This window comes from Inquilinus ginsengisoli, from assembly GCF_031453975.1.
In the GTDB taxonomy this organism is placed as follows: domain Bacteria; phylum Pseudomonadota; class Alphaproteobacteria; order DSM-16000; family Inquilinaceae; genus Inquilinus; species Inquilinus ginsengisoli_A.
On the sequence record NZ_JAVDPW010000004.1, the window covers coordinates 158,505 to 173,765 of the forward strand.

A 15,261-nucleotide genomic window follows, 5' to 3' on the forward strand; every position below is an offset into this window, starting at 1 on the left:
TGCGCCTCTGACGTCGGGAACTACCCCGCCAGGTCGGCCAGGCGCTGCACCAGCTTGCGGGCGCCGGTGACGCGGTCCTGCGGGGTTTCCCAGCTTCGCGCGTAGACCAGCTTCTGGTCGGGCCGGACCTTGATCGCCCCGGCCATGCGCTGGATGAAGCCGATCAGCTTGTCGGGCTTGGCGAACTGGTTGTCGCGGAAGCCGACCACCGCGCCCTTCGGCCCGGCATCCAGCCGCTCGATCCCGGCGACGCGGCACAGCCGCTTGATCGCCACCAGCTCCAGCAGGTTCTCGACCTCCTCCGGCAGGGCACCGAAGCGGTCGATCAGCTCGGCGGCGAAGCCGTCCAGCTCCGCCTGGCCCTCCAGCGCCGAGATCCGGCGGTAGAGGTCGAGCCGGATCTGCAGGTCGGCGACATAGACCTCCGGGATCAGCACCGGCACGCCGAGATTGATCTGCGGCGTCCAGCTGTCGGCCTGGTCCTCCACCGCGCTGACGCCGGCGCGGGCGGTGCGCACCGCCTCGTCCAGCATCTGCTGGTACAGCTCGGCCCCGACCTCGCGGATATGGCCCGACTGCTCCTCGCCCAGCAGGTTGCCGGCGCCGCGGATGTCCATGTCGTGGCTGGCCAGGGTGAAGCCGGCGCCCAGCGTGTCCAGCGTCTCGATCACATGCAGCCGCTGCTGCGCCGTCTTGCTCAGCGCCTTGCGCGGGCCGTAGGTGAGATAGGCGTAGCCGCGCAGCTTCGACCGGCCGATGCGGCCGCGCAGCTGGTACAGCTGGGCCAGGCCGAACAGATCGGCGCGGTGGATCACCATGGTGTTGGCCGACGGCACGTCCAGCCCGGATTCGACGATCGCCGTGGCCAGCAGCACGTCGAACTGGCCGTCGTAGAAGGCGCTCATCACCTCCTCCAGCTGGGTCGGCGGCATCTGGCCGTGGGCGACGGCGATCTTCACCTCCGGCACCAACTCCAACAGGGTCTGGTGCGCCTCGCCGAGATCCTCGATCCGCGGGCAGACATAGTAGGTCTGGCCGCCGCGGAAATGCTCGCGCAGCACCGCCTCGCGGATGATCACGGGGTCGAAGGGCAGCACGAAGGTGCGCACCGCCAGCCGGTCGATCGGCGGAGTGGTGATCAGCGACAGCTCGCGCACGCCGGACAGCGACATCTGCAGCGTGCGCGGGATCGGCGTCGCGGTCAGCGTCAGCACATGCACGTCCTCGCGCAGCGCCTTCAGCTTCTCCTTCTGCTTCACGCCGAAATGCTGCTCCTCGTCGACGATGACGAGGCCGAGATTCTTGAAGCTGACCTGCTTCGACAGGATGGCGTGGGTGCCGACGACGATGTCGATGGTGCCGGCCGCCAGCTCGTCGCGCACCAGCTTCGCCTCCTTCGCCGTGACCATGCGCGACAGCTGGCCGATGCGCAGTGGCAGGCCCTTGAACCGCTCGGAGAAGGTGCGGAAATGCTGGCGCGACAGCAGCGTGGTCGGCACCACCACCGCCACCTGGGCGCCGTTGGCCGCGGCGGTGAAGGCGGCGCGCAGCGCCACCTCGGTCTTGCCGAAGCCGACATCGCCGCACACCAGGCGGTCCATCGGCCGGCCGGATTGCAAGTCGTCCAGCACCTCGTCGATGGCGCGCTGCTGGTCCTCGGTCTCGGCATAGGGGAAGCGGGCGGCGAATTCCTCGTACAGGCCCTCGGGCGGCGGCAGCGGCTCGGTGGTGCGCAGGGCGCGGGCGGCGGCGATGCGCATCAGCTCCTCCGCCATGTCCTTCAGCCGCTTCTTGACGCGCGCTTTCCGCGCCTGCCAGCCGGCGCCGCCGAGCTTGTCGAGCACCACGGCCATGTCGCCGGAGCCGTAACGCGACAGCACCTCGATGTTCTCGACCGGCACGAACAGCTTGTCGCCGCCCTCGTAGACGATGCGCAGGCAGTCATGCGCCGCGCCGCCGACGGTCAGCGTCTCCAGCCCCTCGTAGCGGCCGATGCCGTGGTCCTGGTGGACGACGATGTCGCCCGCCGCCAGGGCCGAGACCTCGGCGATGAACTGGTCCGACTTGCGCCGCTTCTTCTGCGGCCGGGTCAGCCGGTCGCCGAGGATGTCCTGTTCGGTGACGACGGCGAGGTCGGGCGCGGTGAAGCCGTGCTCCAACGGCAGCACCACCATCACGGCGGTGCGCGGGTCGGTCTTCTCCACCCCCGGCCAGGTCTCGGCCACGGCGAAATCGGCCTTGCCCTGCTCCGACAGCATCGAGCGCAGGCGGTCGCGGGCGCCGGTGGTGTAGCCGGCGATCAGCACGCGCTTGCCGGCAGCCTTCAGCTCCGCCAGATGCTGGCGCGCGGCAGCGTAGAGATTGGTCTCAGGATTCGCTCGGGCATCGGCGAAGTCGCGGCCGCGGCGGCCGCCGGCATCGGTGCCGCCCTCGGGCGGGGCGAAGGGCGAGAAATCGGCGACCGGCCGGCCGGCGAGCCCGGCATCCCACTCCGCCACGTCGAGATACAGGCGGTCCGGCGGGATCGGCCGGTAGGGCACGCCCTTGGCCTTCTTCTGCGCCGCCTGGTGGGTCAGCCGCGCCTCGTAGAAATCGGCGATCTGGGCCAGCCGCTGGTCGCGCGCCTGCTCGATCTGGTGGTCGAGCGTGACCGAGGCGTCGGGCAGGTAGTCGAAGAGGGTGTCGAGATGGTCGTGGAACAGCGGCAGCCAGTGCTCCATCCCGGCCTGCTTGCGGCCGGCGGAGACCGCCTCGTACAGCGGGTCGTCGTCGTTGATGGCGCCGAACAGCTCGCGATAGCCGCTGCGGAACCGCGCGATCGACGCTGCGTCAAGGAAGACCTCGCCCATCGGCTTGAGCGTCACCCGCTCGACCTCGCCGGTGGTGCGCTGCGACATCGCGTCGAAGCGGCGGATCTTCTCCAGCTCGTCGCCGAACAGGTCGAGCCGCAGCGGCTCCGCCATCCCCGGGGGGAACAGGTCGACGATGCCGCCGCGGATGGCGAATTCGCCCGGCTCGCGCACCGTCTGGGCGCGGACATAGCCGTTGCGGGCGAGGAAGCCTTGCAGCGCCTCGAGATCGATCCGGTCGCCCGGCGCGACCGACAGGCTGGCCTCGGCGAAGCTGGCGCGCGGCGGCACCCGCTGCATCGCGGCGCCGATGGTGGTCAGGACGATGAAGGGCTGGTCGGGCTTGCGCGGGGCCAGCAGCCGGGTCAGGGCATCCACCCGCTCCGCCACCGTCTCGGGATTCGGCGAGACGCGGTCATAGGGCAGGCAGTCCCAGGGCGGCAGCACCACCACCGGCAGGTCGGGCGCGAAGAAGGCCAGCGCCCCCTCCAGCGCCGGCAGGCGCGCGTCGTCGCTGGCGACATGCAGCAGGCCGCGGCCGCCGGCCTTGCGCGCCAGCTCGGCGATCAGCCGCGCATCCTGGCCCTGCGGCACGCCGCCGATGGTGTGGTGGCGGGCGCCGGCTTCAGGCGCCGTGCGTTCGGCCAGCGCGCTCATTTGCGCCCCCGCGACCGGGCGTAGTCGAGCAGCAGCTGCATCACGTCGCTGTCGGCCTCGGGCGGCACCGGCGTGCGGTCGGTCACCCAGTCCCACAGGTCGGGGTCTTCATTTCCCAGCAATTCGCCATAGCGCGCCAGCTGGGCCGCATCGAGGCGGTCCAGTGTGGCGTCGGCGAATCCGCCGAGCAGCAGATCGGCTTCGCGGGTGCCGCGGTGCCAGCTGCGGAAGCGCAGTCGGCGGCGCAGCGGTGCTGCCGCATCGCTATCGGTCGGCTCGGTCATTGGCTTAAGGTGCTTCTCCACTTACGCCCCCATATAGACCTGAGCCTTGCGTCCGCAAATCCTCTTCCCACTCTTTGCTGCCATCGAATCCCTGCACGGCATCGGCCCGAAGACCGCCAAGCTGATCGAAAAGCTGGCCGGACCGAAGGCGATCGACCTGCTGTGGCACCTGCCGAGCGGGGTGATCGACCGTCGCCGCGTGGTCACGCTGCGCGAGGCCATGCCGGGCACCATCGTCACCCTGACCCTGCATGTCGACGGCCATATCCGCGGCTCCTCCGCCCGCGCGCCGCACCGGGTGCGGGCCTCGGATGCGACCGGGGCGATCGATCTCGTCTTCTTCCACGCCCGGCCGGACTGGCTGGAGACGAACTTCCCGATCGGCCAGGTCCGAATCGTCTCCGGCCGGATCGAGCAGTTCCAGGGCGCCTTGCAGATGCCGCATCCCGACCGGACCGGCCCGCTGGAGGAGCGCGAGGAGATTGCGGTGGTCGAGCCGGTCTATCCCCTGACCGCCGGCCTGATGCCCCGCACCCTGGCGAAGGTGATCGCCGACGCCGTCGCCAAGGCGCCCGAGCTGCCGGAATGGCAGGACGCCGCCTGGCTGCAGCGCCGCGGCTGGCCGGGCTGGCAGGATGCGCTTCGCCGCGCCCACGCACCGCAGGATGGGGCCGACCTGCTGCCCGTCGCCCCGGCCCGGCAACGCCTGGCCTATGACGAGCTGCTGGCGAATCAGCTGGCCCTGGCCCTGTTCCGCCGCTCCACCCGCCAAAGGCCCGGCCGCCCGACCAAGGGTGACGGGTCGCTGCGCGCCAAGGTCGAGGCCGCCCTGCCCTTCGCCCTGACCAATGCCCAGCGGCTGTCCCTGGCCGAGATCTATGCCGACATGGCGGCGCCCAACCGGATGCTGCGGCTGCTGCAGGGCGATGTCGGCAGCGGCAAGACCGTGGTCGCCCTGCTGGCGATGCTGGCGGCGGTGGAGGATGGCCGGCAGGCGGCGATGCTGGCGCCGACCGAGATCCTGGCGCGACAGCACCGCGAGACCCTGTCGGCGCTGCTGGCGCCAGTCGGGCTGACCGCCGGCCTGCTGACCGGCCGCGACAAGGGCAAGGCCCGCCGCGAGACGCTGGCCGGCCTGGCCGATGGGTCGATACGGATCGTCGTCGGCACCCATGCCTTGTTCCAGGAGAGCGTCGAGTTCGCCGATCTCGCGGTCGCGGTGATCGACGAGCAGCACCGCTTCGGCGTGCACCAGCGGCTGCAGTTGTCGGCCAAGGGCGACGGCGTCGACGTGCTGGTGATGACCGCCACGCCGATCCCGCGCACGCTGCAGCTGACCGCCTATGGCGGCATGGAGGTGTCGAAGCTGACCGAGAAGCCGCCGGGCCGCACCCCGGTCGACACCCGCGCCGTCTCGGCCGAGCGGATCGACGAGGTGGTGGCCGGCATCGGCCGGCATCTGGCGGCCGGCGGCAAGGCCTATTGGGTGTGCCCGCTGGTCGAGGAGTCGGAGACCATCGACCTGGCCGCCGCGGCCGACCGCTTCGAGGACCTGCGCCGCATGTTCGGCGAGAAGGTCGGGCTGGTGCACGGCAAGATGAAGGCGGCGGAGAAGGACGCCGTCATGGCCGGCTTTGCCGAGGGCGGCATCGACCTCTTGATCGCCACCACAGTGATCGAGGTCGGCGTCAACGTGCCGGCGGCGACGGTGATGGTGATCGAGCATGCCGAGCGCTTCGGCCTGGCCCAGCTGCATCAGCTGCGCGGCCGGGTCGGGCGCGGCGATGCGGCGTCGCGCTGCATCCTGCTGTACACCCAGCCGCTGTCGGAGACGGCGCGGCAGCGCCTGGCCACCATCCGCGAGACCGAGGACGGGTTCCGCATCGCCGAGGAGGATCTACGCCTGCGCGGCGCCGGCGAGGTGCTGGGGACGCGCCAGAGCGGCCTGCCGGAGTTCCGCATTGCCGACATCGACAGCCAAGGCGACCTGCTGGCGGTGGCGCGCGACGACGTCGCCCTGATCCTGAACAAGGATCCCGAGCTGGAGGGCCCGCGCGGCCAGGCGCTGCGCACCCTGCTGTACCTGTTCGAGCACGACAGCAGCGCGAAGTATCTCAGGGCGGGGTGACGTTGCCGACCGCCGGGTCAGCGATACAGCGCCGAGGCCGCGACCTCTTCGCCAGGGACGACGGCCTCAGGCGCGATGCGCTGGAGCGCCTCCGCAACCATCCGGATGCACCGCACCTTCAGGTAGGTCTCGCCCGGCCGGATCGGCAGGGCGGTGTCCGCGACCTGCGCCTGTCCCTGGAAGGCGCAGGCGGACGGGCTCGCCGTCGCCGGTCCCTGGATGACATCGATCGCGGTGTCGATCTCGCAATCCGCGGGCGACAGGCTGGTCGCGCAGACGAGCAATAGCATTTTGAACATGACCGACGGGCCTCCCCTGGCCCTGTGCAATGACCTCAGAGGTTGTCGCTGCGGCGGAGAGGCCGGGAACAGCCTCCCGAACTCGGCGCCGGAGACGATTCAAACCTAATTGCCGTAAAATATTCGTTAACCGACCGTGACATCGATTTCCTCAAGCGAGATGGATGTATAATTTTTCTTCAATCAAAAATAAGCAAACATTCCCCGATACCTGAGTAAATATTCCGCGTGACCATCGGATTCGCCTGATCATCCAGAGTTGACGCAGAGGCGCTCGATGTCGACTTGGCGGGTCGGCCGGTGACGGATCAGAAGCCGCGCACGGCCGCGACCAAGTCCCGGAATGCCGGCGCCCGGCCGCGGAAGGCCGGGTAGAAGGTCAGCAGCAGCCCGACATGGCCGAGGCCGGGATAGAGATGGGTCTCGACCGGCACCCCGGCGGCATGGAGACGCTCCGCCATCTCCGTCGTGTTGCTGGGTCGCACCGTGCCGTCGGCGGCGCCGTGCAGCAGCACCATCGGCCGCGCCTGCGGCCCGGCCTGGGCGATCGGGCGGGCCTTGTCTTCGTCGGTCAGCCCGGCGAAGACATGCCGCGTCGGGCCCCAGGTGAGCGGGTGGAAGCTGTAGGGCCCGGCCTCGCCGACCACGCCGCGGATGCGCGTCAGGGGCAGGCCTTCAGCCGCAAGATAGGACGGATCGGTCGCCAGCAGCGCCGCGATATAGGCCCCGGCGGAGTGGCCGACCAGCACGATGCGGTCGGGATCGCCGCCATAGCGGGCCGCGTTCGCCGCCGCCCAGGCCACCGCGGCCGCCCCGTCCTCGACGAAGGCCGGGAACGGGGCCGCCGGGGCCAGGCGGTAATCCGACACGATCGCCACGATCCCCTCGGCCGCCAGCGCCTGGCCGACGAATCGGTAGTCGCGCCGCTCGCCACTGGTCCAGCTGCCGCCATAGAAGAACACCACCACTGGGGCAGGCTGCGAGGATGGCGTCCGGGGCTGGTACAGGTCTAGCTTCCGACGGTCCCCCGCGCCATAGGCGATGTCCGCCTGGACCACGGCGTTGTCGCGGACCAGGGCCGCGTTGAGCATGCCGAGCGGCGAACAGCCGCCCGGCAGCAGGGCGAGAAGGGAGACGAGGAGCGCGCGCATCGGTCTGATACGCGCCGGTGCCCCGGTTGGATGTGGTTCAGGGAGACAAGTCGGGGCGCGGCCAACCGCGCCCCTGCGGCTCAGAAGTTCAGGATGGTGCCGACGCTCAGGGCCGAGGTCTCGAAGTCGCTGCCCTGACGGAACTCGTCCTTCTCGTAGCGCAGCTCGGTGAACGCATCGAGACCCGGCGCGACGTTGTAGACCAGGGTTCCGATCACATTGTGGCTGGTCTGCAGATCCTTGCCATCGTTCAAGGACGAGTTCAGCCCGTTGTCCCGCTCCGCCGTGGTGTAGGCGTAGCCGATCGAGGCCAGCCACGGCCCGGTGGTGTAGGACAGGTCGCCGACGATCGAGTCGATCGCCTTGTCGGCGTGGAAGGTGCTGGAGAAATGCGTCCAGCTGGCGCTGGCCCAGAAGCCATTGGCGAAGCCGACCTGGCCGGCCAGGTAGTAGGCCTCGAGGTCGTGATTGCCGCTGACGCCGTTGCCCTCATAGGCCATGCCGGACAGGCGCACCGACGTGCCGGCGAAGGTCTCTCGATAGTCGAGGCCGCCGCCGATGACGTTCTCATAGAGCGTCGTGCTGTCATTTATCAGGTCGTTGACGCCGCCGGGGCCGGCATGGCCGTTGCCGCCGACCACGGGGGTGAAGTCGACACCGAAGGAGATGCCGGTGGAGCCGGAGGAGCCCAGGAGGAACGGCGAGGTGTACTTGACCTTCGTGTCCTTGGCGTTCAGCCCGCCGAACTGCTGGTAGGGCGCCACGGCGAAGAAGGCGTTGCTGCCGCTCAGCCAGGTGCCGGGGCTGCGGAAGCCGTTGCCCCAGTCGGTGTCGAGGCCGAAATTCGTGCCCAGCGTCTGCTGCGCGTAGACATGAAAGTCCTCGGCGATGTAGGGCGCGTCGCCGAAGGTGAACGTGCCGAAGCCGCCCTTCAGGTAGACATAGGTGCGGTCGACGGTGACGCCGTTCTTGCGGTCGACATTGTTGAAGCGGATGCGGGCACCGTATTCCAGGCCCGAATCGGTCACGTTCTTGACGTCGAACTGCAGCCGCGCCCCGGTCTCGAAGTCGTAGTCGCGGTCGAGATTCTGGTTGTCGGTGCGGTCGATCACCACGCCCGCCAGGAAGCCGAGGCGGCCGGAGATCTTGACCTGCAGGCCCGTGTCATCGGCGGCGTGGGCCGCCCCTGCGGCCATGACGACCGCAAGCGCGGCCCCACACAGTAAGCTCTTGGTCATGATGACCTCTGATCGCAAAGCGATCGTTTCGGGAAAGGCGTGGCGACGATGCCGACCGCACTGCACCAAACCAAGTTAAAACAACATTGTAATATATGAGTCACAATATTCCGTGCGGAAATGCAACACCCGCCGCGGCCCTGTCTCCTTCGGACAAGGATCCGACAGCCTTCCGCGGACGGCCTTCCGCCCTGCCGGGAATCGGCCCAGGAAGAAGCCATGAAGACCTCGAACCCTGCCGGAGACGGCCCCGATTTCATTCCACGGCCGCACCAGATCGTGGCGCGCGACGCCATCCTCGCAGCGCGGGCCCAGGGCCGGCCGGGCTTCCTGCTGGGCGACCTGACAGGGCTGGGCAAGACGCTGTCGGCCTGGCTCGCCGTCGCGGCGATGCCGGAGGACGAGGTGCTGGTGATCTGCCCCAAGGGCGCCGTGCCGCAATGGCGGCGCACCATCGCCCGGTCCGGCACCGCGGCCAAGCGGGTGACCCTGACTAATTTCGAGAAGACCAAGTCGCTGCTGGCGCCGCCGCCGGTCAGCACCAAACGGTCGACCCGCGCCAAGAACAACGAGCTAGCCAAGTACGGCACGGCCAAGCGGGTCTGGCCGATCGTGGTGATCGACGAGAGCCACCGCATCCGCAACCCGAGTTCCCAGCAGGGGCTGGTGTGCCGGCAGATGGCCGCGGCCGCCGCCTTCGCCATCTATATGAGCGCGACCGCCGGCCAGGCGCCGCATGAGCTTTCCTATCTCGGCCGGCTGCTGGCCCACGCCACCGGCGGCGTCGACGGCAGCATGGACGAATTCCGGGCGCTGATGAAACGGCTGCGGATCGGCCGCGCCAAGGGCCGCTGGAAGAACTGGAGTTGGGATCCGAACCCGGCCGACCGCCGGGTGATGTCCGAGCTGCTGTTCAAGGGCCCGAAGGCGATCGGGCTGCGCCGCCGGCCGGAGGACATCGCCGGCTGGCCGGAGGTGCAGCGCGAGCTGGCCCCGACCGCGCTGGACGCCCCCGCCCGACGCCTCTACGAGGCCACCTGGCGCGAGTTCCGGCGCGAGCTCGGGCTGGCCGGCGGCAGCACCCGCCGCGCCACCGGCTGGGCCGCCGACCTGCGCTTCCGCCAGAAGGCCAGCCTGCTGCGCCTGGCCGGCACCGCCGATTTCTGCGACGACCTGCTGGGGAACGGCCAGCAGGTCGCGATCTCGGTCGCCTTCCTCGAGACCAGCGCCATGTTGGCCGAGACGCTGCGCGGGCACGGCTGGACCGTCGGCGAGATCAACGGCACCCAATCCGGCGAGGCCAATGAGGCCACCCGCGTCGCCTTCCAGACCGGCGCGCTGGACGCGGTCGTGTTCACGGTGACGGAGTCGATCTCGCTGCATCGCGGCGAGATGCCGGGCGGTGACCGCGACCGGTCGCTGGTGGTGCACGACATGCGCCACAGCGCGATCCAGCTGCAGCAGATCGAGGGGCGCTGCCACCGTGACGGCGAGCGCGCGGTGATCTACTACACCTATGCCGAAGGCACGGTGGAGGAGAAGGTGGCCGGCACCGTGATCGCCCGCATGGCGTCGATGGAGGCCATGGCCGGCGACGACACCGCGATGCTCGATGCGATCGCGGCCGTGGTCGAGGCCGCGGCGGCGCAGCGCGAGGCGGCCTGACTTGCCCGGCCCGCCGGATCCCGTGAGAATGGTGCGATGAACGCAGACGATGTGCTGAAACGCTATAAGGACGAGGACCTGCCCGATTTCAGCGGGATGGACCTCGCCGGTGTGAACCAGGTCGGCCTCTTCGGGGATGCCCCGATCCATGTCGCCGCCATCCGCGGCCGGATCGACGAGATCACGGCGCTGCTGGATGGCGGCGCCGATGTGAATGCGTCAGGGGAAGCCGGCAACACCCCGCTGCACGAGGCGGTGATGCAGGGCCAGGTGGAAGCGGCGGCGCTGCTGCGCGAGCGCGGCGGCGATCCCGACCGCCGGAATGATTTCGGCGGCACCCCACTCGACATCGCCCGCGCCCGCAAGCACCGGCGCCTGATCAAGCTGCTGGAAGGCAAGGGGCCGGCCCGCCGCTGACGGACGGGGCCGCCGCGTGGCGTCACGGCATCAACGGCTTTGCCGAAGGAGCACGCGGGCGGAGCTGCACCGCAATGGCCAGGGCGGACAGCAGCAGCCCGACAGCGCAGACGCCGGGCCAGTGCCACAGGCTCCAGGCCAGGTTGCCCATGGCGGATCCGACGGCACCGCCGATGAAGCGGGACACCATATAGACGGTGTTCAGCCGGCTCATGGCATCCGCCTTCAGGCCGACATTGCGGGTCATGTTCGAGACATGGCCCGACTGCACAGCGACATCGAGCAGCACGAAGCCGGCGATCATCCCCCAGAGCGAGCCGCCGACGACCGCCAGCAGCAGGAACGTGACCAGCACGGCGATGCTGCTGAGCAGCACGGTCAGATGCGGGCTGCCCCGGTCGGCCAGCCGCCCAACCTGCGGCGTGATCAGCATCGCGACCACCCCGATCACGCCGAATAGGCCGGCCACGTCGCTGCCGTAACGCGCCGGCATGGCATCGAGATGGAAGGCCAGGGTGGTCCAGCAGGCGCTGAACGCGCCGAACTGCAGCGCGCCGATCGAGGACGTCTGCCGCAGCACCGGCTGTTCCCGCACCAGCCGCCCGAGCGACGCCATCAGCGCCCCGTAGCGTCCCTCGAAGGACGGCCGGTCCTTCGGCAGCAGGACGGACAGCACCAGCAGCAGCACGATCATCACGCCGGCGGCGATCCAGTACATGGCGCGCCAGCCCCATTCGGCGCCGACGAAGCCGGCGACGGTGCGCGAGAGCAGGATGCCGCACAGCAGCGCGCCCAGGACGGTGCCGACGGCACGCCCGCGCTCCTGCGGCGGCGCCAGATGCGCGGCGAAGGGGACGGTCACCTGCGGCACCACGCTGGTGAAGCCGACGGCGAAGCAGGCGACGATCAGCCAGGGCAGGCTCGGCGCCAGGGCGGTGGCGGCCAGCGCGCCGGCCGAGGCCAGCAGCAGAGCGCCGATCAGCAGGCGCCGATCGATCATGTCGCCGAGCGGCACGAACAGCAGCATGCCGATCGCATAGCCCGCCTGGGTCACGATCGAAGCGTTGCCGGCCTCGCGCTGCGTGACCTGGAAGGTCTCGGCGAAATCCACCAGCAGCGGCTGGTTGTAGTAGTTGTTGGCGACCACGACCCCGCAGGCGACAGCCAGGATCCAGATGTCGAACCTACGCATGACGGGGATCCGGGCGAGGCGACTGTCGAACCTTCCCTGCGCCAAGGACCATGGTCCTCTCCCCCTGCTCGGCCTGTCAGGATTCAGTAGACCGGCCGCGCGGGCCGCGGAACCACTGCGCCGCGCACGGCATCCTTGCGTGATGCGCAAGGATGCCGGCAGCCCACTCGGCCGAAGAACGACAGGATGCCAAGCGTCTTCTGCGTCACCTCTCACGCCTGGCGGGAGAGGTCGGGCTCGCGCAGCGAGGCCGGGTGAGGGCTGGTCCCGGCCTCGACAAAGAGCCCTCACCCGGAGCCGCGTCGCGTCTCCGGCCTCTCCCGCAAGCGAGACCTTTTCAAAAGCCTACCCCTCGTCGTCATTGCGAGGAGGCGAAGCCGACGAAGCAATCCATAGCCCGCACGAACGGCCCGATGGATTGCTTCGCTGCGCTCGCAATGACGGTGTTAGGGATTTCTGAAAAGGTCCCGCAAGCGGGAGAGGCAACGCCAAGTGCAGCCTTCCTAGCGTGACCTGACCCGAAATCATCCGGCTCTAGGTCAACCGCCCTACCAGAGGTTCTTGCCGTCGATCACCTGGACCGGCAGCGCATCGATGTCGAAATCATCCAGCAGCCGGGCATTGACGCCGATCTTGAGCTTGCTGAAATCCGGCTTGCCGTCGACCCATTCCGGCGTCTCGGTGTAGGTGCCGCAGCCGCAGATGGCGCAGTGGTGATGCTGCACCGTGTAGCTGTTCCATTGATAGGTCGACACCCGGTCGCGAGCGGTCAGCAGCTTGAACGCCCCGGCCGGATAATAGGCCCATAGCGGCCCGCGCTTGGCGCAGAAGCTGCAGGTGCAGCGGGTCAGGCCGGTCGGTGCCTCCGGCAGCTCGAACTGCGTCGCTCGGCAGTGACAGCTTCCCTTGATCGGCATGGCATTCCCCCCTCGTTCGACCGGTGAGTCCCGGCCCGCGAGTGTCGCCGAGATCAGGCGCCCTGTCCCGCCTCCCGCGCCTCCTCCGCCTCCGGCGGAACCCGACCGATCACCCCGGCCAGCGCCTCGGTCGCATCCACCATCCGGTCGGTCGCCTCCAGCAGCGCCAGGATCACCGGCTGGTCGGTCTCCGGCAGGGCCGCGGGGTCGAGCAGGTCGGCCAGCGCCCGGTGCCGGGCCGGCAGGTCGAACGGGATCGCCGCCGGCCGCTGCTCGCGCAAGGCCGCGGCCAACTCGGCCAGCGCCGCCGCGATGGCGCGGCCGAACGGTTCGATCGCGGCATGCTTCGCCAGCGCCGCCGCGCCATGGTCGTGCAGCGCGCTTTCCAGCGCCATGCCGGCGCGCAGGATGCGGTTGGCGTTGGCGAAGATCGCCTCGGCCCGTGCCGGCTGGCCGGGATCGGCCGGCTCCACCCGCAGCCGATCGACCGTGGCCTGGGCATTGACCCGGGCGCCGCGGGCGGCGTCGCGGGCATCGGCCTGCGCCCGGGCGTCGCCCGCCAGCAGCGCCGTCAGATAGGCGGCATAGGCGTCGATCATCGCGGCGATCACCGGCCGCTCGCGCCGCCGCTCCCAGGTCGGCCATAGCAGGTATGCGGCGAGGCCGAGCAGGCTGCCCAGCACAGTGGCCACGCCACGGTCCAGCACCGACACGCCCGCCGGCAGCCCGGCGAGGCCGAGCAGCAGCACCACGACGGCGGTCAGCAGCGACACCGCCAGGCCGTAATGCACCGGCACGAGATAGCGGAAGGCGAAGTACAGCGGCCCGACCAGCAGCGCCTGGGCCAGCGGGTGCGCGAACACCAGATGGGCCAGGCCGGTGGCCAGCAGCAGCCCGGCCAGGGTGCCGAACATCCGCAGCAGGCCGAAGCTGACCGTGCCGCCGAAATCCGGCTTCAGCACGATCACCACGGTCATGGCGATCCAGTAGTACTGCGGCAGGCCGATGGCCCGGCCCAGCGCTTCCGCCGCCACGACGCAGACCATGCAGCGCAGAGCGTGACGGAAGGCGACCGAGGACAGCGACAGGTTGGCACGCAGGATGGCCAGCGGCGCGCCGGGGCGCATCGCCGCCGGCTGCCTGGCATCCCGCTCGGTCGCCCGCCGGTCGCCGCGGCTGCCGGCCTCCGCCGTGTTGCGGATCGCGGCGCGCAGGGTGCCGGCCAGTCCGATCGCCCGGGCCTCGGCCAGATGCAGCCGGCGGCGCAACGCCGGATCCTGGGTGGCGTGGCGAGCGGTGCGCAGCGCGGCCAGCGCGGTTTCGAAGCCCTTCAGCACCGCCTCGCCCTCGGCCATCGGCCGGCCCTGGCGCAGCGCCATGGCGAGGCCGCGCAGCACCACCGCCGCCTGGCGCATCAGCGCCGGCAGCGCCGGGTCGTCGATCTGCCCGCGCAGGTCGGACAGGGCCAGGAGCTCGAGCCGGATGCGCTCGGCCAGGCCGAGCAGCACGCGGAACGCCTCGACCCCGCGGATGCGGGCGGCGTTGCTGCGCCCCAGCAGCTGCTGGGCGTCGGCCACGGAATCGGCCAGGGGCATGAACACCGTGTCCTCCGGCATCGCCCGCGCGATCTCCGACAGCATGCGGTACATGGCGGACAGCGCGTCCCGCTCCGGCTGGTAGATCCTGAGCGGCCAACCCGCGACGGAGAACAGGGTCGCCAGCAGGCCGCCGGCGAGGAACAGGCCGGAGGCAGCCCAAGGGTCGAAGCCATGGCCGGCGGTGCCGCTGGTCACCACCAGCACGATCAAGACGGCGGTGCCGCCCTGGGTCGCCACCGGCCCCAGCGCCACCAGCAGGGCGAGGACGAAGGCCCAGATCGCGAGCACCGGCAGCAGCATCAGCCAATGGGTGCCGAGCGAGAAGCCGGTCAGCGCCGCCAGGCCGGCGCCCAGCGAGATCAGCAGCATGCGCCTGAGGCGCAGTGCATGCGGCCCCGGCGCATCCGAGCTGACGACGTTGAGCGCGCCGCCGGCGACGGCGAGGCCGACATCGGTCTGGCCGAGCAGCACGCCGAGCACGACCGGCAACGCCACGGCCAAAGCGTTGCGCAAGGCCACCGGCCAGGGAATGGTGGCGCGGTTCCACTGCACCAGCGCGGCCAGCAGGGGCGAGCGGCCGGGCGCCGCCTGGGTCACCGCCATGCCGCCTGCCGGCAATCCGTCGCGCCTGGTTGGAAGGTCATCCGCCCGCCTTCGTCGAGTCGTCCGCTTGGCATGATGCCCGCTGGCGGCGCGCATCGTCGACACCCGCCCGCGACATCGATTCTTCATCGCGGCGCAACAGATCCGTCATCTCCGGACCCTATCATCCGCGCGCCGTGAGGGGACGGCGGAACCGGACACCGGCCGCGGTAAGCCCCCTCGCCCATTTTCGAGACCTCCGATTGCCGCCGCTCCTCGGGCTT

At 70.1% G+C, this 15,261-nt stretch carries 11 protein-coding genes; 3 read left to right on the plus strand and 8 right to left on the minus strand.

The window, feature by feature from the left end:
* Positions 1-20 precede the first annotated feature (20 nt).
* Both mfd and E9232_RS12245 read right to left on the minus strand, forming a co-directional pair.
* The gene (mfd, locus tag E9232_RS12240) at positions 21-3,506 is read right to left on the minus strand and encodes a transcription-repair coupling factor (protein WP_309794323.1); all 3,486 of its coding nucleotides are present in this window, start codon (positions 3,504-3,506) and stop codon (positions 21-23) included.
* On the minus strand, positions 3,503-3,790 hold the full coding sequence (locus E9232_RS12245; protein ID WP_309794325.1) for an FAD assembly factor SdhE: 288 nt from the start codon (positions 3,788-3,790) through the stop codon (positions 3,503-3,505). Before E9232_RS12245 ends, mfd begins: the two co-directional genes overlap by 4 nt.
* A gap of 46 nt (positions 3,791-3,836) precedes the next feature.
* Here E9232_RS12245 and recG point away from each other — a divergent pair, with 46 nt between their 5' ends.
* Positions 3,837-5,918, plus strand: coding sequence for an ATP-dependent DNA helicase RecG (recG, locus tag E9232_RS12250; protein WP_309794327.1), 2,082 nt, complete (start codon positions 3,837-3,839; stop codon positions 5,916-5,918).
* A gap of 17 nt (positions 5,919-5,935) precedes the next feature.
* Here recG and E9232_RS12255 read toward each other — a convergent pair whose 3' ends face one another.
* The 3 genes from E9232_RS12255 to E9232_RS12265 all read right to left on the minus strand — a co-directional run bounded on the left by E9232_RS12255 (position 5,936) and on the right by E9232_RS12265 (position 8,606).
* Positions 5,936-6,217 carry a hypothetical protein gene (locus E9232_RS12255; protein WP_309794329.1) on the minus strand — a complete coding sequence of 94 codons (282 nt, stop codon included), beginning with the start codon at positions 6,215-6,217 and terminating at the stop codon, positions 5,936-5,938.
* Between the two features lie 308 nt (positions 6,218-6,525).
* Positions 6,526-7,368: an alpha/beta hydrolase gene (locus E9232_RS12260; protein WP_309794330.1), complete on the minus strand. Its 843-nt coding sequence runs from the start codon at positions 7,366-7,368 to the stop codon at positions 6,526-6,528.
* Positions 7,369-7,448: 80 nt separating this feature from the next.
* Positions 7,449-8,606 carry a porin gene (locus E9232_RS12265; RefSeq protein WP_309794332.1) on the minus strand — a complete coding sequence of 386 codons (1,158 nt, stop codon included), beginning with the start codon at positions 8,604-8,606 and terminating at the stop codon, positions 7,449-7,451.
* Between the two features lie 219 nt (positions 8,607-8,825).
* On the opposite strand from E9232_RS12265, the gene E9232_RS12270 reads away from it, so the two are divergent.
* On the plus strand, positions 8,826-10,271 hold the full coding sequence (locus E9232_RS12270; protein ID WP_309794334.1) for a DEAD/DEAH box helicase family protein: 1,446 nt from the start codon (positions 8,826-8,828) through the stop codon (positions 10,269-10,271).
* Positions 10,272-10,307: 36 nt separating this feature from the next.
* The gene (locus tag E9232_RS12275; protein WP_309794336.1) at positions 10,308-10,688 is read left to right on the plus strand and encodes an ankyrin repeat domain-containing protein; all 381 of its coding nucleotides are present in this window, start codon (positions 10,308-10,310) and stop codon (positions 10,686-10,688) included.
* Positions 10,689-10,710: 22 nt separating this feature from the next.
* Here E9232_RS12275 and E9232_RS12280 read toward each other — a convergent pair whose 3' ends face one another.
* The 3 genes from E9232_RS12280 to E9232_RS12290 form a co-directional block, all read right to left on the minus strand.
* A complete protein-coding gene (locus tag E9232_RS12280; RefSeq protein WP_309794337.1) occupies positions 10,711-11,880 on the minus strand; it encodes an MFS transporter in 1,170 nt (389 codons plus the stop codon).
* Positions 11,881-12,428: 548 nt separating this feature from the next.
* The gene (locus tag E9232_RS12285; RefSeq protein WP_309794338.1) at positions 12,429-12,797 is read right to left on the minus strand and encodes a GFA family protein; all 369 of its coding nucleotides are present in this window, start codon (positions 12,795-12,797) and stop codon (positions 12,429-12,431) included.
* A gap of 53 nt (positions 12,798-12,850) precedes the next feature.
* Positions 12,851-14,998 (minus strand): FUSC family protein, encoded by a 2,148-nt coding sequence (locus E9232_RS12290; protein ID WP_309794339.1) that lies wholly within the window; start codon positions 14,996-14,998, stop codon positions 12,851-12,853.
* Between the last annotated feature and the right edge of the window lie 263 nt (positions 14,999-15,261).